The sequence below is a fragment of the Kribbella sp. NPDC055110 genome, assembly GCF_053607525.1.
On record NZ_JBSGTS010000002.1, the window covers coordinates 40460 to 58323 of the forward strand.

At 68.1% G+C, this 17864-nt stretch carries 13 protein-coding genes and 1 pseudogene; 7 read left to right on the forward strand and 7 right to left on the reverse strand.

Annotation, left to right across the window (positions count from 1 at the left end; all coding sequences use genetic code 11):
* Nucleotides 1–92 precede the first annotated feature (92 nt).
* The gene (locus ACWF0M_RS03150) at nucleotides 93–1622 is read left to right on the forward strand and encodes an MFS transporter (RefSeq protein ID WP_452233949.1); all 1530 of its coding nucleotides are present in this window, start codon (nucleotides 93–95) and stop codon (nucleotides 1620–1622) included.
* 64 nt (nucleotides 1623–1686) lie between these two features.
* On the opposite strand, the gene ACWF0M_RS03155 is transcribed toward ACWF0M_RS03150, so the two are convergent.
* A complete protein-coding gene (locus ACWF0M_RS03155) occupies nucleotides 1687–3138 on the reverse strand; it encodes a lysyl oxidase family protein (protein ID WP_452233950.1) in 1452 nt (483 codons plus the stop codon).
* A gap of 207 nt (nucleotides 3139–3345) precedes the next feature.
* Between ACWF0M_RS03155 and ACWF0M_RS03160 the strand changes: the two genes are divergently transcribed.
* Both ACWF0M_RS03160 and ACWF0M_RS03165 read left to right on the forward strand, forming a co-directional pair.
* Nucleotides 3346–5370 (forward strand): fibronectin type III domain-containing protein, encoded by a 2025-nt coding sequence (locus ACWF0M_RS03160; protein WP_452233951.1) that lies wholly within the window; start codon nucleotides 3346–3348, stop codon nucleotides 5368–5370.
* A 61-nt stretch (nucleotides 5371–5431) separates the two neighbouring features.
* Entirely contained in the window at nucleotides 5432–6190 is a 759-nt protein-coding gene (locus ACWF0M_RS03165; RefSeq protein ID WP_452233952.1) for a DUF427 domain-containing protein, read from the forward strand.
* Between the two features lies 1 nt (nucleotide 6191).
* On the opposite strand, the gene ACWF0M_RS03170 is transcribed toward ACWF0M_RS03165, so the two are convergent.
* Nucleotides 6192–6965, reverse strand: coding sequence for an SDR family NAD(P)-dependent oxidoreductase (locus tag ACWF0M_RS03170; protein WP_452233953.1), 774 nt, complete (start codon nucleotides 6963–6965; stop codon nucleotides 6192–6194).
* A gap of 228 nt (nucleotides 6966–7193) precedes the next feature.
* Between ACWF0M_RS03170 and ACWF0M_RS03175 the strand changes: the two are divergent.
* Nucleotides 7194–9131 (forward strand): annotated as a pseudogene (locus ACWF0M_RS03175) (bifunctional SulP family inorganic anion transporter/carbonic anhydrase); the annotation flags it as partial.
* Between the two features lie 14 nt (nucleotides 9132–9145).
* On the opposite strand, the gene ACWF0M_RS03180 reads toward ACWF0M_RS03175, so the two are convergent.
* A complete protein-coding gene (locus tag ACWF0M_RS03180; protein ID WP_452233954.1) occupies nucleotides 9146–9973 on the reverse strand; it encodes a phosphatase PAP2 family protein in 828 nt (275 codons plus the stop codon).
* A 402-nt stretch (nucleotides 9974–10375) separates the two neighbouring features.
* Here ACWF0M_RS03180 and ACWF0M_RS03185 point away from each other — a divergent pair, with 402 nt between their 5' ends.
* Nucleotides 10376–11314 carry an MFS transporter gene (locus ACWF0M_RS03185; protein ID WP_452233955.1) on the forward strand — a complete coding sequence of 313 codons (939 nt, stop codon included), beginning with the start codon at nucleotides 10376–10378 and terminating at the stop codon, nucleotides 11312–11314.
* Here the strand turns inward: ACWF0M_RS03185 and ACWF0M_RS03190 are convergent.
* The 3 genes from ACWF0M_RS03190 to ACWF0M_RS03200 all read right to left on the reverse strand — a co-directional run bounded on the left by ACWF0M_RS03190 (nucleotide 11304) and on the right by ACWF0M_RS03200 (nucleotide 15090).
* Nucleotides 11304–11699: an aconitase X swivel domain-containing protein gene (locus ACWF0M_RS03190; protein WP_452233956.1), complete on the reverse strand. Its 396-nt coding sequence runs from the start codon at nucleotides 11697–11699 to the stop codon at nucleotides 11304–11306. The genes ACWF0M_RS03185 and ACWF0M_RS03190 overlap by 11 nt on opposite strands.
* Entirely contained in the window at nucleotides 11696–12916 is a 1221-nt protein-coding gene (locus ACWF0M_RS03195) for an aconitase X (protein WP_452233957.1), read from the reverse strand. The genes ACWF0M_RS03190 and ACWF0M_RS03195 overlap by 4 nt, the downstream gene beginning before the upstream one ends.
* 116 nt (nucleotides 12917–13032) lie before the next feature.
* Complete coding sequence (locus tag ACWF0M_RS03200) at nucleotides 13033–15090, reverse strand: S41 family peptidase (RefSeq protein ID WP_452233958.1); 2058 nt, start codon at nucleotides 15088–15090, stop codon at nucleotides 13033–13035.
* 133 nt (nucleotides 15091–15223) lie between these two features.
* On the opposite strand from ACWF0M_RS03200, the gene ACWF0M_RS03205 reads away from it, so the two are divergent.
* Both ACWF0M_RS03205 and ACWF0M_RS03210 read left to right on the forward strand, forming a co-directional pair.
* Nucleotides 15224–16396 (forward strand): hypothetical protein, encoded by a 1173-nt coding sequence (locus ACWF0M_RS03205; RefSeq protein ID WP_452233959.1) that lies wholly within the window; start codon nucleotides 15224–15226, stop codon nucleotides 16394–16396.
* 28 nt (nucleotides 16397–16424) lie between these two features.
* Entirely contained in the window at nucleotides 16425–17129 is a 705-nt protein-coding gene (locus tag ACWF0M_RS03210) for a M50 family metallopeptidase (RefSeq protein WP_452233960.1), read from the forward strand.
* Here ACWF0M_RS03210 and ACWF0M_RS03215 read toward each other — a convergent pair.
* Nucleotides 17126–17851: a DUF5995 family protein gene (locus ACWF0M_RS03215; protein ID WP_452233961.1), complete on the reverse strand. Its 726-nt coding sequence runs from the start codon at nucleotides 17849–17851 to the stop codon at nucleotides 17126–17128. The genes ACWF0M_RS03210 and ACWF0M_RS03215 overlap by 4 nt on opposite strands.
* Nucleotides 17852–17864: the final 13 nt, after the last annotated feature.

Sequence of the window (17864 nt, forward strand, 5' to 3'; positions counted from 1 at the left end):
ACTAATAGGAGTAATTCGTTGGAGGAATCCAGTACCCAACCCTGAGGATGGACATGTCCTCCCCTGACAGTCCACTCGCGTAGGGATCGCTCTTGACCACCCGGGCCACCTCCGGTTCTGTCCCGTCCACCGACTTCCATCTGCACCGCTCCACCGACTCCAGCAAGCTCCGGGAGACGCAAGCGCGCCGGCCCGGATTCAAGGAAACCTTCAGCGCACTGCGGGTCCGCAACTTCCGCCTCCTGGTGAGCGGACTGCTCGTCAGTTCGACCGGCGGCTGGATCCAGCGCATCGCGCAGGACTGGCTGGTGCTCACGCTCACCGGCAGCGCCACCGCGGTCGGCATCACGACCGCGCTGCAGTTCCTCCCGACCCTCGTGCTCGGTCTGTACGGCGGCGTGATCGCGGACCGCTTCCCGAAGCGGAAGATCCTGCTCGTCACGCAGATCACGATGGGCTCCTGTGCCGGCATCCTCGCGCTGACCGCGTTCACCGGTCACGTCCAGGTCTGGCACGTCTACACGATGGCCTTCGTCCTCGGTCTCGCGACCGCGGTCGACAACCCGACCCGGCAGTCGTTCGTCACCGAACTCGTCCCGCGCGACACGGTCCGGAACGCGATCAGCATGGTGTCATCGACGTTCCAGCTCGGCAGCCTGATCGGCCCCGCGCTCGGCGGTCTGCTGCTCGGCACGATCGGCGCCGGCTGGGCGTTCGCGCTCAACGGGCTGACGTTCTTCGCGTCGATCAGCGCGCTGCTGCGGATGCGCGAGTCCGAGATGCCCGGGTTTCACGCCGCGCGTAAGGCGAGTGCCGGGATGCGGATCCGGGACGGGCTGCGGGACGGCGTACGGTACGCGTTCCACGAGCCGGCCGTCCGCTGGGCGATCGCGCTGGTGGGGATCTACGGGATGTTCTGCATCAGCCTGCCGGTGACGCTGACCGCGTTCGCCGACCGGGTCTTCCACACCGGCGCTTCGGGGTACGGCGTACTGAACTCGGTCGTCGCGTTCGGGGCCCTGGCGGGCGCGCTGCTCTCGGCCCGCCGCGTCCGGCCGACCCGCCTGCGCAACCTGATCGGTATCGCGTGCCTGCTCACGATCACCGAGGTACTGGCCGCGATCCAGCCCTCGTTGTGGACGTTCATCCCGGTGCTGGCGTCGATGGGAATGGCGACGCTGATGTTCCTGACCGCGGCCCAGTCGATGGTCCAGCTGACCACGCCGGACGGCCTGCGCGGCCGGGTGTCCGGGATCTACAACCTGGTCTTCATCGGGGGCGGCGCGATCGGCGGGCCGCTGGTCGGGTTCCTGGCCCAGCACTTCGGCGCCCGCTCGGCGCTGATGATCGCAGGCCTGGTTCCAGCGGTGGCAACGGTCGCGATCGGGCTCCGGCTACGGCGCGACGGCCGACTCCGGCTGGTACTGGTCCGGACGCGCTCCCCCTGGCACCAGGTCCCGATCCGCCTCAACCTCCAGCAGTCGGAGATCCACCTGTCGGCCCCGAGCATCCCACTCCCGAGCCGCACCTCGCGCCCGTTCACGCTAGGCCGCCGCCAACACGCCCGCACCGACTCCCACCTACGCCCCGCCCGCACCCGCCGCCGCGCCCAACACCACTGATCTTTGAGAACCCACCAACCATTTTTCGTGACGAGATTTGGTTGGTGGGTTCTCAAAGTTGGGGTCAGGGCGTTGTGATGACGCCGACCGGGAGCACCTTGACGGTGCGGTGGTGCTTGGTGCCGCCGAGGACCACCTTGCGGAGGGCGACGTTGTTCTTCGTGCTGGACTCGAACAGCCGGTTCTCCGGGTTGGCCGTCACCTGGACGTAGTACGTGCCGTTCGCCAGGTTTGTGATGTCGAAGGACTGGCCGGGCAGCGACTGCACGTAGGTGTCGCCGGAGCCGACGTCCAGGACCTCACGGACCGACAGCGAGCCGTGATCACCGCAGGCGGTGTGCAGGTCGGTGTTGTCCGGGTGCCAGTTCGCGTTCTTCACCGTGTAGTCGATGGAGTCCGTCGCGGCCAGGCAGAACGCCTCCTTCTGACTGCGTACCACCTCGGTCTGCTTGGCGTTCAGCAGGCTGTAGCGGGCGAAGTCGGTGAAGTGCCAGTGGTTGTGACCGTCTCGGCCGTCCCACTCCAGCGTCCCGGTGTTCTGGTACCCGACCTGCTTGCCCTGTGCGTCGTAGAAGTACTGGTACGCGTCCATCAGGTCCTTGCCCTGCCGCCGGAACCCGTCCAGCACCAGCGGCGACGGGCCTGCGTTCCACACGGTCGCAGAGAACTGCAGGAAGTCCTTGTTCGCGTCCGGCGTACCTTCGTCGCCCGGCGCGGTCACGATCCCCCAGGCCGGCACCGGCCGCAGGTCGGGCTTCGGGCCCTTCGGCACACTCGCCTTGCCGGTCGGGCGCGCCGCGTTCGGCCTCGGCGCAGCCGAACTCGCGCTCAGCTTCTGAGCCCCGGAGGCGTCGGACTTCTGGACCGTCACGTTCAGCTTCACCGACGAGTCCTTCGCGGGGATCTTGAAGAAGTCCCGGTACGCCTTGTTCACGGTCACCGTCGCCTTGTACTTGCCGACGGCAAGCTGCACCGGATCACCACCGCCGTACGTCCGCGACGACCACCCGGTCTGCAGTCCCCACACGGCGCCCTGGGTGAACGGGTTCGCCGTACAACCGTCCGGGTACGGCGAGGTTGCCGGGGCATCCGGACGGGTCCGCGACCCGTCCCCGTTCAGGCAGAGCGCCTGGTCCTGCTCGAGCACCTTCTTGCCGGCCGCGTTGGTGAGCGTGACGTGCAGGAACTTCCCGAGACCGGAGAAGTCCGTGACGAGCCCCTTCGGCAACTGCCGGACCGCCTTGCCGTGCACGTACTGCGTCGCGATGACCGGCGAGCTGTACGACGCCCGCGTGGCGCGCACCTCGATCGGCGCGTTGCCGGCCACCACATGCGTACCGAGGTCCAGGTCGACGCCGTAGTCCTCGAAACTGGCCACTGTCACATCGGTGCCTCCAGCAACCAATTTCAAAGGCGGCGGCGATGATGCCGCCGAGGCACCAACTGCTGCGATGACGACCAGACCGGCCGCCCCGGCCGCGGCGACCGCCGTCCGGCCGAGTTTCCTTGTGTTCACGATGACGGAACCCCCTCCTGCTTCCGGCCGGCATCCTCACGAGCCGGCCCGTTGCTGGTACGACGACCGGGGGGCGGGGCGAAGTTGATCAAGGTTCGATGGCAGTCCTGTCACACGAAGTAACAGAGCCTCAATACTTGACTGCGTAAATTAACCCTGCCTAGGCTCGACGACGTCCGCTCACTCCTCCCCAGGAGGAACGTTTTCATGTCCTTGAGACGTCGTACGACGCTCGTCCTGGCTGCCCTCGCCCTGGTGTCGACAGCAGCCGTGACCGCCCCCGCCGATGCAGTCCAAGACCAGAAACCCGCCTACCCGCAGATCGCCGCCAAGCCGTACATGGGCTGGAGCAGCTGGAGTCTGCAGTCGACGAACTACCCGGGCGTCAATCCCGACGGCCCCGGCAGCTTCATCAGCGAGAAGAACATCCTCACCCAGGCGAACGCCCTGGCCACGAAGCTCAAGCCGTACGGCTACGAGTACATCAACGTCGACGCCGGCTGGCAGGACGGCGGTGACGAGTACGGCCGTCCGGTCGCGATGGCGAAGCGGTTCCCGCGCGGTATGAAGGCGGTCGGCGACGACATCCACAAGCTCGGGCTGAAGTTCGGCATCTACACGACCGTCGGCCTCGGCACGGACGTCTACCGCGACGGCAACACGCCGATCTACGACGCACCGGGCTGCTTCACGCGCGACATCGTGTACCCGGACCTGCGCAAGACCAACGGCTGGGACGCGGCGTACAAGATCAACTACGCGAGTCCCTGCGCGCAGAAGTACGCCGACTCGATCGCGAAACTGTTCGCGTCCTGGGGCGTCGACTTCATCAAGATGGACGGCGTCGGTCCCGGCTCCTGGAAGGGCGCGCCGGACGACCCGAACCACAACAACACCGAGGACGTCGAGGCCTGGTGGCGCGCGGTGCAGAACGCCGGCCGGCCGATGCAGTACACGCTGTCCTGGTCGCTCAGCCACCGGTACGCCGACGTGTGGAAGCAGAACTCGAACGGCTGGCGGATCGACACCGACGTCGAGTGCTACTGCGACACGATCGTCAAATGGGACAGCTCGGTGAAGGCCCGTTGGTGGGACCTGCCGCAGTGGATCGACGACGCCGGGCCGGGTCACTGGAACAACCTGGACGCGATCAACGTCGGCGTCGGCGCGATGGACGGCCTGACCGACGCGGAACGCCAGTCCTACATGACGTTCTGGGCGATCAACTCCGCGCCGCTGTTCGCCGGCGACGACCTGACCAAGCTGGACGCGTACGGCCTGAAGCTGCTGACGAACCGCGAGGTCATCGCGATCGACCAGTCCGGCAACCCGGCCCGTCCACTGAACCAGGACCAGCTGCAGCAGGTCTGGTACGCACAGAACGCCGACGGCAGTACGACGGTCGCCCTGTTCAACCTGGCCGACGCACCTGCCACCGTGACCGGCAACTTCGACCAGCTCGGCATCGGCGGGAAGGCCACGGTCCGCGACATCTGGGCGAACCAGGACACCCGCGACGTCACCGGTCAGGTCTCGGCGGCATTGCCCGCACATGGTTCGAAGCTCTACAAGATCACACCTGGAAACGTCCCGGTGAGTATCCCGGCTGATCTGACCGCGACGGACGTCAGCCGTACGACGGTGTCGCTGAACTGGCGGCCGAGCTCGCGCGCGTCGTCGTACCAGGTGTTCGCCAACGGCAAGCAGGTTGCGACGAGCACGAAGCCGAGCGTCGTGGTGGGTGGGCTGCAGCCGCAGACGCAGTACACGTTCACGGTGAAGGGTGTGAAGTCCGGCCGTACGTCGGACGCGAGCGCGGGGATCACCATGTACACCTCGAAGTCCGGCGGGCCGGTGCGCTACGAGGCCGAGGCGTCGACGAGCACACTGACCGGGAACGCCGGCATCTCGGGCTGCACCCTGTGCTCGGGTGGCGCGAAGATCGGCAACATCGGGTACGACGCCTCGGTGACGCTGAACAGCATCACCGTGCCGACCACGGGCACGTACCTGGTGAAGATCGCGTACACCGACGGTGACACCAGCCGGCAGAGCATGCTGACGGTCAACGGCACCGACAGCTACTGGGTGAACTACCACGGCCTCGGCGACAACGACTGGGGTACGCCGCAGGTCACCTACCTCCCGATGAAGCTGACCGCCGGATCGAACGCGATCAAGGTCAGCAACCCGAGCGGTTACATCGCCGACATCGACTGGATCACCGTCTGATCCGGTCACAGAGACCGCGGGGCCGGCACCACCAGGGCCGGCCCCGCGCTTTACTTGACGAATGAGCACCTATCCCGAACCTCTGATCCCGCCCGGCGGCACCGCGCCGGTCCCGCGGCGGATCCGCGCGATGCTCGACGACCGCGTCGTCCTCGACACGACGGACGCGATCTACCTCTGGGAGTTCCCGCCGTACCCGCAGTACTACGTCCCGCTCGCGGACGTCGCCGACGGGCTGCTGACCGACACCGGCGAGACCAAGACGTTCGCGCACGGTGTCGCGCGAGTGCACACCGCGGGCGTCGGCAAGGCCTGGGTGTACGACGACGGCGTCGCGAAGGACCGCGTCCGCTTCCAGTGGGACGCCCTGGACAGCTGGTTCGAGGAGGACGAGGAAGTCTTCGTCCATCCCCGCAACCCGTACTCCCGCGTCGACGCGATCAAGTCCACCCGCCACCTCACAGTCTCAGCCGGCGGCCGGCTCCTCGCCGACTCCACCGCGACCGTCATCGTTTTCGAGACCGGGCTGCCACCGCGCTACTACTTCCCGAAAACGTCCGTCCAGCTCGAGCACCTCACCCCGTCCGACACCGTCACGGCGTGCCCGTACAAGGGACGTACGTCGGCGTACTGGTCGGTCCCCTCGATACCGGACGTCGCCTGGTCCTACGACTTCCCGACCGCGCCGCTGCTGCCCATCGCCGGCCATGTCGCGTTCTTCAACGAGAACGTCGACATCACCGTCGACGGCGTACCGCAGGAGCGTCCGGTGACGCCGTTCTCGACCCCAGGTCAACGACCAACCGACGGAATTGTGTGAATCAGATGCCTGCGGTGGTTGCGCCGTCCATGGTGATGATTGAGGCGGTGACGTAGCTGGCTCGGGGTGAGGCGAGGAAGATCGCGACGTCGGCGACCTCGTGCGGCTCGCCGGCCCGGCCCATCGGGATCTCCTTGGTCATCTCGGCCAGCAGTTCGTCCTTCGGCCTGCCGGTCGCGCGGACCGCGGCCTCGAGTCCTTCGTCGACACGACCGGTGCGGGTCATGCCCGGGTTGATCACGTTCACCCGGACGCCCCGGCTCGCGTACGCCTTCGCGTAGCCGACGGACGCCAGCATCAGCGCGGCGTTGGCCGCGCCGCCGCCGATGTGCAACGGGTTCGCCGCGCGACCGCCCTGGCCGACGACGTTCACGACCGCGCCGCTGCCGCGTTCCGCCATGCCGCGGATGACGGCCTCGGTCGCGTGCATGTACGTGAAGTACTTCGCGTTCATCGCGGCGTGCAGCGCCGTACTGTCCAGCTCGTCGACCGGCGTCCGGCGGGCCGCACCCGCGCAGTTGATCATGATGTCCGGTACGCCGATCCGCTCGAAGGCGGCCCGCGTCGCGTCGGCGTCGGTCAGATCGACCGCTTCGGCGGTGAAGCTCAGGCCCTTCGCGGCGAGCTCCTCCTGCGCCTTCGCCAGGTTGCCGGCGTCGCGCGAGATGCCGACGACCACCGCACCCTCGCGCGCCAGCGCCTCGACACACGCCAGCCCGATCCCTTTGCTCGCACCGGTGACCACCGCGGTCTTCCCGGACAGTTCCAGCTCCACGTGACTCCTCAGTTCGGCTCGTCAGCCGTGAGTCTACGTGCGGCGACCGGACGCCGATTCGGTGAGTGATCGTCATCTTCGGACCGGCTCGGAGCCGGGGGCAACGATTTCGGCCGATCGCTGTTGTGGGCTTGATCCGGTCAGTACGATGAGTAACTAGATCGACACTCTTTGTTTCGACGCCTGATGCCCGAGCAGTTGCCCTGAGCACCGACGCCGGAGGACCCCGTGCCGACCACTTCCCATTCCCCACCGTCGTCCAGTCTCTGGAAGACGGTTCTCCACCATGACCTACCGGCCTCGCTGGTGGTCTTCCTCATCGCTGTACCGCTTTCGCTAGGAATCGCCGCCGCGTCCGGCGCCCCGCTGATCGCCGGCCTGGTGGCCGCTGTGGTCGGCGGTGTCGTCGCCGGCGCGCTCGGCGGCTCCCCGCTCCAAGTCAGCGGCCCGGCCGCCGGCCTGACCGTTGTCGTCGCCGGACTCATCACCCAGTTCGGCTGGGCCGCGACCGCCGCAATCACCTGCGCGGCCGGCCTGTTGCAGATCCTGCTGGGAGTCACCCGAATCGGGCGACTGGCACTGTCCCTCTCCCCCGCCGTCGTGCACGGCATGCTCGCCGGGATCGGTGTCACGATCGCTGTCCAGCAGTTGCATGTTGTGCTCGGCGGCAAGGCCCAGAGCTCGTTGGTCTCCAACGTGACCGCGCTTCCCGCGCAGCTGATCACGCACCACGGTCACTCGGTCCTGGTCGGCGTACTCACGGTCGCGATCGTGCTCACCTGGCCGCGAATCCCTAAAGTAAAGGTGATTCCGGCACCACTCGTCGCCGTTGTCGCGGTCACCGCACTGGCAGCCGTCACCATGCCCGACGTGACGCGGGTCGGCCTGCCGGACAACCCGCTGCAGAGTCTGATCCTTCCGGTGATGCCGAAGGGCACGCCGCTCGAGATCGCGACCGCCGTAATGACCGTCGCGCTCGTCGCCAGCGTCGAGTCGTTGCTGTCGGCCGTTGCCGTCGACAAGCTTCATCGCGGTCGGCGGAGCAATCTCGATCGCGAGCTGATCGGCCAGGGCGCTGCGAACGCGGTGTCCGGGGCGCTCGGCGGGATGCCGGTCACCGGCGTGATCGTGCGCTCGTCGACGAACGTCGCGGCAGGCGCCCGGACCCGCGCGTCCGCGATCCTGCACGGCCTGTGGATCGCTGTCTTCGTGCTCGCGGCGGGGGCGATGCTCGAACTGATCCCGATGGCCGCGCTGGCCGGCGTCCTCCTCGTCACCGGACTGCGCCTCGTGCAGCTCGCCCATATCCGCACGCTGCGGCGGCATGACGAGTTACTCGTGTACGTCGTGACCGCGGTCGGCGTCGGCGTACTGGGACTGGCCGAAGGCGTGCTCCTCGGTCTGGTGCTCGCTCTCGCCCGCGTGCTGTACCGGCTCGCGCGGGCGACCGTGACGGCGACCGAAGCCGACGGCGTGTGGACGGTACGGATCCGTGGCGCGCTCGTGTTCCTCGGGGTCGCGTCGCTGGTGCGGACACTGCGGTCGATCCCAACCGGTGCGACGGTTCGGGTCGATCTCACGGTGGATCATCTGGACCACGCGGCGTTCGAGGCGATCGAGGACTGGCGGCGCGGGCACATCGCGCGCGGCGGCTCCGTCGAGGTGCACCGCGCCGGATCCGCCGATGAACTGGACGACGTGCCGATCCGGGCGTTGCTCGCGAAACTCGCGGCCGAGGGGCAACAACCCGCACATCTCTTCATCACGTGCGCGGACTCGCGAATCGTGCCGACGATGATCACGACCAGCGGGCCGGGTGACCAGTTCTGCGTGCGGAACATCGGGAATCTGGTGCCGCCGAAGGGATCGAACAGCAGTTCGGTCGACGCCGCGATCGAGTACGCGGTCGACGTACTCGGGGTGAAGTCGATCGTGGTCTGCGGTCATTCCTCCTGCGGCGCCGCGGCTGCCGCGCTCGCCGCCGACGCACCCGAAGGATCGGGACTGCAGAACTGGTTACGGCACCTGGAGCCGTCCGTACGTCGGGCGGTCGCGTATGAGGACATCGTGGATCCGGCGACCGGCGTGCAGTTGTCGGCCGCCGACAAGCTGTCGGTCGCGAATGTCGCCGTACAGCTGGAGAATCTGCGCAGTTTCCCGTGCGTCCGCGCGGCCGAGGATCAGGGCCGGCTCGAGCTGATCGGCCTCTGGTTCGACATCGGCGCGGCGACGGCCCGCTCGGTCCTGGACCGCGCGCCGTTCCTGGTCCGTGCCGACGAAGAGCTGTCGAAGATCAGGAGCAGCGGTACGGCGAGCGCGATCGCGACCAACCCGTCCAGCCAGTAGTGGTTCGCGGTGACCACGACGACCGTGAACGTGAGCAACGGATGTGCGATCCACAGCCAGCGCCAGCGTGACCGGGTCGCCCGGATCAGGAAGACCGCGACCATCAACGCCCAGCCGACATGCAGGCTCGGCATCGCGGCGAACTGGTTCGCGACCCCGGAGTGCGTGCTCGGTCCGTAGACCGACTGACCGAGCTGCACCCCCGTGTCCACCCACCCCGGCATCATCCGCGGCGGGGCGAGCGGGAAGAACATGTGCCCGATCAACGCCAGCCCGGTCAGTGACGCGAGCGCCCAGCGCGCCTTCCCGTACTCGGCCGGGCGGCGGATCAGCAACCAGAGCAGCACGACCGCGGTCAGCGGGAAGTGCACGCTCGCGTAGAACACGTTGGCGAGCTGGGCGAGGCCGTCGATCTTCAGCGCGTGGTGCTGGAACGTCGCCTCGCTCGGCAGCCGGAGCCAAGCCTCCCAGCGGATCAGCTCGTCCGCGTGCCTGAACGCCGAGCCCGCATGCTCGGCGGACAGGAAGCGGCCGAGGTTGTAGACCCCGAACAGCGCGGCGAGCAGGGCGATCTCCTTGACGATCCGCCAGGTCCCGCCGCGCTGCCGCCCCAGCTCCGGCAGATTCGGCTGCCCTACCCGCTCCAGAGTCACCTGCGCCATGCCGACCCCCACATCAAACCGAACGCTCGTTCTCTGAAATCCACCCTGCGCCTCGCGCCACCCTCAGATCAAGAACGGTCATTCGTTTTCCACTGTGACGCTGAGCACTCTGAAGGCCCCGGCTAAATCGGTCGACGCGGGCTGCCGGCCTCGGGAGAGTGCTCGCATGGTGACGGTCTTCATCCGGTGGACGTGGATGCGGGCAGTCCTGCACAACGGCTGGTGGTTGGTGACCAGCGTCTATCTGGTCGTCGACGCCGGGCTCTCCCCCGCCGAACTCGTGCTGATCGGGTCCGTGCAGAGTGCGTTCGCGCTCGTCTTCGAAGTACCTGCCGGCGTCATCGCCGACACCATCAGCCGCAAGTGGTCGCTGGTGATCTCGCAACTGCTGATGGTACGGCGATGCTCGCGACCGGGCTGTTCTCGTCGTTCCCCACGTTGCTCGCGACCCAGGTCCTGTGGGGCATCTCGTGGACGTTCGCGAGCGGATCCGACGTCGCGTTGATCACCGACGAACTGTCCCGTCCGGACGAGATCAACCTCGTCCTCGCGCGGGCCGCCCGCGCGCAGCTGACCGGTGCGGCGACCGGTCTCGTCCTCCTCGGGCTGCTCGCGTGGGCGACCCGGCGCGACCTCACCATCGTGATCGCCGGCGGGGCTATGGCGGCGCTCGCGCTGTACGTCGCGTTCCGCTTCACCGAACACAACTTCGTCCCGGCCCGGACCGCCCGCTGGTCGACGTCCTGGAGCACGTTCCGCCGCGGCGTCACGCTGGTACGACGGAGCCGCGCGATCCTGCTGATCTTCGCCGCGACCTTCCTCGTCAACGGCGCCTCCGATGCCGCCGGACGTCTTACCCAGAAGCAACTTCTCGACCTGGGCCTGCCCACGGCGCCGGACCCGATCGTCTGGTTCACCGCCCTCGGCGTCACCGGCCTGGTCGTCGGCGCCGTCGTACTGCGGCTCGTCACGAACCGGATCAACGGCGCACACGCCGCGACCGACTACGCGTTGGCCGCCCTCGTCGGAGTGCTGGCGATGCTGCTGCTCGCGTTCGCCCGCGATCCGGTCGTCGGCGCGATCGCCGTCGTACTGCTGAACGGGATCGTCACGCCGCTCACTCGCGTCATCAGCACGATCTGGGTCAATGCCCGTACGACCGCCGACATCCGCGCGACCACGCACTCGTTCCTCGCGCAGCTCGAGTACCTGGGCGAGATCGTCTGCGGTGTCACCATCTCCGCGATCGCCCGACTCACCACACTCCCGCTCGCGCTCACCGCGTGCGCGGTCCTGTTCGCGGCAACCGTCGTACTGATGCGCCGGCCGGTCACCAGGTGATCGTGCCGTCCGCTGCGACCTGCACGAAGGCGTCGGCGGGGATGGCGTCGTACGGCGCGACCACGACCGGGAGGTGGAGGTCGTACAGCTCGGCGGCGATGAGGGCGCCGAGCGGGATGATCGGATCGGGGCGGGACAGGATGATGGCGGCGGGCGCGGTGCGGGCGCGGATCTGTTCGGCGAGGACGCTCGACGCGGAGCTGGAGCCGCGGCCGGATTCCATCAGGAGGATGCGGCCGGTGAGGACGGCGCCGCACTGCGGGTGATGCGCGTCGACGATACGGCCCTCGTTGTCGGTGCCTCCCCAGAACGACAACGGCGCGGTGAGGCGGATCGGCGTACCCGAAGCGGTGCCGGGGTGGAGGGTTCGGCCGTGGATGATCATGCGTCGAGGACCACGTGGCCGGCGCGGGCGGACGCGACGCATTCGGTCAGCGAGCCGAGGATCGCGGCGACGTTGAGGTTGCCGGGTGCGTAGTGCGCCCATTTGCCCGAGTTCGTCATCACGTACTTCCAGGTGGGCGACAGGATCGCCGTGACGTACGTGCAGGTGTCCACGACGACGGTCACACCCGCAGCCTCCAACACCTGCAGTACGCCGCTTGCTGCCAGGCGCTCCCGTGTCGCGCGAGCGGTCGACAGGTAGAACGGCAACTTCAAGGGCGGTCCCACGACCAGCTCGGACAGCCGGACGCACTCGGCGTACGACGCATGCGGCGTACCGACGCTGACCGCATCCAGCTCCGAGGCGGCCGACGACAACTCGCGTCGGACGCGCTGCAGTATCTCGAGGTCAACCACTCGCACCGGCAGGCCGTCGACCGAGGTCTGCGCCTCCGGCGTGACGCCGACCGCGTGGAACAACGCCACACCGCCGGCTGACGCGGCCGCCGCGCCGAGCGCCTTCAGGTCGTCCTCCCCTACATCGGCCGGAATCCCCACCAGGACAGGGATCTCGGCGCCGACCACCGATCCGATGTGGTGGCCGAGCAACGGGTACGCCAGGTCGTTTCGGAGGAAGTCGCCCAGCGGACGGCAGTCGAACACCACAGTCCCCCGCCGCGCCTCGGGAGTCTGCAGCCCGGCGTACGGCGCTCGTCCGGTGATCGCCGCGCAGACGTCGAGGAAGTCGCCGTACCGATCCGTGCGCGCGCCGAGGACCGAGTTCGCGAACACGATCGCGTTCGACTCCGCCCACGCGATGTGCTCACCGAGCGCCGGGCGATTCGGGAGCTGGTACGGGGCGCAGGTGAACGTCGACGTACAACCGAGATCGACGTACGCCGCCATCAGCTCCCGCCCCGCCGCCGCGAGCTCGTGATCGCGGACGAGGCCTGGATGGACGAGGTCGGTCGAACCCACGTTCAGCGTCGTCGGCACGCGCACGCGGGCGCCCAGGTCGACGAGGCGGTGCGCGAAGTCCAGGCTGACCTGACCGTGGTACAGGCACGAGTCGACGTGCGCCGACGTGATCTCGACCAGCCGCGGCGCGTCCGAGATCCGCGCCTGACCGACCACCACCCGCATCGCGAGCGCGACACCCTCCCCGTCCCGACCGCCGAGCATCCCCTGTTCGTCGGCGGTCAGGTGGAGGATCGGCATGCGTTGAACTTAGCGGACCTGCGCCACTCACCAACCCGCCGGACGCGACGCGCGCCACGCTCGTCCAGGCCGCCGGGACCCGATTCGCGCGAGGTTGGTGAGTGTCGGGCGTCCGCCTAGACGACCTGCCGTCTGGATGCGACGAGTTCGTCCGCGTCGTAGCCGTCGGCGCGGAGGAGTTGTCCGGGGTTCACCTCGAGGATGTCGATGCTCAGCGAGCCGGTGTAGTCCTCGGAGCTGATCGGGCGGCCGTCGACGTACAGGTCGACCCGGTCGATGCCTTGGGCATCTATGTCGACCGTGAGCGTCGTACCGCTCAGCGTGGTCTTCAGGTCGAGCCGGCGGACCGGCAGCGCGGCGAGCAGCTCACCGGCCTTGTTCAGCAGGTCGACGTTGCCCTCGAGCAGGTCGGCCCTGGTCATCCGGTGCGTCTCCTGCGGCTTGACGCCGAGGTCCTCGACCGGCGTACCGGCGAGCTTGCCGACCCGCAGGGTGCGCCGGATCGCGACCCGCAGGTTCGCGCCGTTCGGCAGCGCGACGTACGGCGAGGTCTCGTCGGGTGGCGGCGGTTCGTTCAGCAGTTGCGCGAGCAGACCGTGCGTCCAGACGTTCGCGCCGCCTGCGCCGGTGTTGTCGTCGACGCCGAGGATGACACCGATCTCGTGGTCGGCGAACCCGGCCGCGAAGATGTCGGTCGCCGAGTAGACCCGGGCGTCGGTGATCAGCACGACGGGTCCGTGGTACGTCTGGCCGACGTCGTTCGCCCCGTCCTCGGGCGTGATCGGTTTCGCCGCCGAGTACTGCGCGCCGGTCTCGATCGCCAGGTCCAGCGAGTCGAACCACGGACCGAGGTCGATCCCGGCCGGGTTGTCCTGGTGCCGGCGGCAGATCCGCAGGTTGAGCGGCGAGCTGATGAACTGCACCGGCTCCGGCGCGACCCGCCGCGGTGTCATCGTCTGCAGGGTGAACTCGCTCGCGTAGATGTGCCCGCCGCCGTTGTCCCGGACGTCCACGATCAGGCCGTTCTGCGGCAGCACCGCGGCCAGCCGGACGAACTCGTCCCGGAACGCGACCGGGTCCGGCACGCTGAACGTGAAGATCCGCAGGTGCCCGAACGCCCCGGACGGCGTCACGACCTCACGGGCCCGGAACACACCGGGCATCGTGGTCGGCAGATCCGCGCCGGCGACCGCGGCCGGGGCAGCCAGCTCGGCCGAGCTCTGGCCGCGTTCCAGGTCGACGACGTCGCGGACATACAGCGCTTTCTTCGCGCGCGACTTCTCGTCGGAGTCTAGGTCGAGACCCATCAACGCGGACGCCTCGCTGACCGCGTCGAGGTCCGTCATCGGCGGAAGGTTCGTGGTGACCTTCCACTGCTCGCGCAGTTCCTGGTTCGAGCCGTCGAGGCCGACGTACGTCAGGGTCACCCAGTCCTCGTCGGGCGGAGCCTGGATGACCAGCGGGCGCAGCGTCAGCGACTCCAGGCCGCGGGCCAGGTTGGCGGCGTTGTTGCTACCGGCGAACACGGCGCCGTTGAGGGCGACCGCGCGAGCGATCGGCGTACCGTTCCAATGCGTCACCTCGGCGCCGGGACCGAACTGCGGGGCTTCGTAGCCGGTGATCGTGCGGGAGATCAGATAGTGCTCTGTGCTGTCAGGGCCGTCGGCGTCGTAGCACTTCTCGATCATGAACGGCAGGAACGCGATCTTCCCGGCGAACGGCACCGGCAGCAGGTAGTTGGTGTGCAGGTCGCGGACCGAGTGGAAGATGCTCGACATCTCGCGATGGAACAGCCACTCGTCCTCCATCGTCTCCGTCGTCAAACGGTCCATCCGCGCGCGCATCACCCGCAGCCGCTGCAACGGGTTGACGGCGTGCATCGCGACCTTCAGTGGCAGGTGCACGTAGTTCTCACTGAGCAGCACAAGCGCCTGCTCCACCAGGAGTTTCCGCTGGTCGAGCGTCAGCGTTCCGGCCGCGTCGAGGAAGTCCGGCAACGGGACAGCGGTCGCTGCGTCCGCCCCGACTGCTTCCCGCACCACCGACCCACGCGCGGCCGACTTGCTGGCCGCCGTCCTCTTCGCTGCGGTCTTCTTAGCTGCTGTTTTCTTGGCAGCTGTCTTGCTGGCTGCTGTTTTGCTGGCTGGGCGTTTGGTCGTGCGTGGTTGAGACATCGTCCCCCCAATACGGCGGGCCCCTCCCCGGGCCACGATCCCTCCACGTTGGTCCGCGCACCAGGCGATGTCAACGGCCCGCCACGCCGTACCACCAGGACATCTCACCGCCTTGTCAATCATTATCGAAGACATGCGGATCAGCCGTTTGTTCCTGACGGCCGCCCTCCTGATCGGCGTGCTCGTCCCGACGCCTGCGCAGGCGGCGGCAACCTTCCCACGCATCGATGCGAGCGGCTTCCAGCTCGTGTCAGGTGACACGTTCGCGACCTACGGCGCCCGCGTCGCGCAACTGGAGACCAAGCCGCCACTCGCACCGGTCGGCGTCACCGAGGTGCTCGCCGCGTCCAACCGGACCGGGCGCGCGCTGTGCCACGAGACGTACCTGAACGCCTCGCTCAATCCACAAGGATTCTGCTGGCAGGACGGCGAGGACGACGACGAGAACGTCTGGGTTCCGCAGGGCGTCAGCGGTTCCGGCGATGCACAGCCGGCCGGCGGGGCGCGCCGGGTCGTGGTCGCGAGCTGGCACAACAGCGACGACACGGCGATCCGGGTGTCGTTCCTGGACCTGGCGACGAACAAGTACCGGCACGTGCTGCTCGTCGAACCGACCGCGGACGGGAACTTCCAGGCGGTCGCCGGGCACGGGCACGGGTTGTTCTGGTCCGGGAACATGCTGGTGGTCGCGACCGGCGGATCGGTCCTGCGGGTGTTCGACCTGCGGCACATCTGGCGCACGGACACGAGTACCGGCGAGGTCGGACTAGGCGCCGACGGCAAGTATCATGCGTTGTGGCACGCGTTCGCGCTGCCGCAGGTCGGTGCGTACTGGTACGCCGGTGGCGGCTGTGCGAACACGACCGGGACCAAGCCGTGCTTCGCATCGCTCGGGATCGACCACGGCGGGACAGGATCGTTCGTGGCAGTGGAGCACACGACGCGGGGCGGCGGGCGGATCGTTCGCTGGCCGCTCGACGAGTCGACCGGTCTGCTCCGTGCGGGTTCCGACGGGGTCGTGCACGCGGTCGAGGCGTTCGACTCGCCCGTGTGGGGGATGCAGGGCGCGACGTCGTACAACAACAGCTTCGTGATCACCGGCGTGTGTCCGGAGTACGCCGGGAACATCGGCGACGGGATCGACTACCCGAGCTGCCTCCATCGTGGCGTCGGCGGTGAGTCGACAACGGTCTGGACCAAAGCGCCGAAGAACACCGAGAACCTCTCGTACTGGCCCGCGACCGGTGAGCTGTGGCTGCTCAGCGAGCAACTCCGCGAACGCGTCACCGTCCACATCCCCTGGTAGTCGACCACCTGCCTGTAAGGATGGGCGGGTGAAGGAGTTCTGGGACAACATCACGTCGGTTCAGCCGGAGCCGTCGCTCCAATTGGTCATCGGTACGGGAGTAGCTGCGCTGCTGCTGATCGCCTGGCGCCCGATCTGGAAGTACACGCGGCAGGTCGTGACGATCGCGCACGAGGGCGCGCACGGACTGATCGCCGCGTTGGTCGGCCGGAAGCTGTCCGGGATCCGGCTGCACTCAGACACGTCCGGCGTCACCGTGTCGCGCGGCAAGCCGACTGGCGGCGGCATGATCGCCGTACTCCTGGCCGGCTATCCCGGTCCTGCGCTCTTCGGTCTGGCCGCCGCGTTCGTTCTCAGCCGCGGGTACGCCGTTGCGCTGCTGTGGGGACTGCTGGCGGCGCTGGTGATTTTGCTTCTCCAGATCCGCAACCTGTTCGGGCTGTGGTCGGTGCTGGTGTTCGGCGCCGTGGTGTTCGGCGTGACGTGGTGGGGTTCTACCTCGGTGCAGTCCACCTTCGCGCATCTGCTCACGTGGTTCCTGCTGCTGGCCGCGCCCCGTGCCGTGCTGGAATTGCAGCACTCGCGGCGGCGCGGTCAGGGGCGCAGCTCCGACGCGGATCAGCTCCGGCGCCTCACCGGCGTACCGGCGTTGATGTGGGTCGGCGTGTTCGGGCTGATCACGCTCGCTTGTCTGGCGCTGGGCGTCGTCTGGTCCGGCGTACTACCGAGCTAGACGGGCGGCAGCGTCACGCCGAAGCCGGTCAGTGCGAGTCGCAGCAACACCTGTCCGGGTCTGAGCAGGTCAGCCACCTTTGCTGCGCTCAGCACCTCTAGCTCAGCCAGCCGCTTCTCGTAGCTGCCCTGTATGCGCGCATGCTGCAGCTCGACCGTGTTGTGCCAGACCTTCTGCCGGGACTCGCGCAGGAAGCGTTGCGACGCCAGCCGGTTGAGCGGTGTGAGCACGCGATCTGTCAGGCTGCGGGCACCAGTCGCAGCGAGTTCGCCGTCCTCTGCGGCGACACGTTCCGAGAGCACACCGTCAATTCGTTCGTGATCGCGACGGCGTCGGTCCATCAGGTGCGGATCCAGGAAGTCGTCGTCGCTGATCACTGCGAGCAGCGCCTGCGGCAGGTCGTAGTTCACGTGCGCGTTGATCCCGAGCAGTACGTGCGCCAACGCCGGCAGTTTCGCCGGTGCCTCGAACGCCAGCCTCCACGGACGCGCCACCGACGTACCGTCATGGGCCTGCAGGTAGAGCTCCGCGAACCGCACGTCCCACACCTCGACCCAGTCCGGATCCTCGAACCGGGCCTGGTCGATCGCCCGCCCCACGGCCTGTGTGGTGCGCAGGTACGTCTCCAGGAAGAACCGCCGATGCGCAAGCTCCGGCGGCAGCTCCTCAACCCGCTGCCGCATCCGCGCGACCACATCTGCGATCGGATTACTATCGGTCATCGGATCTCCTCAG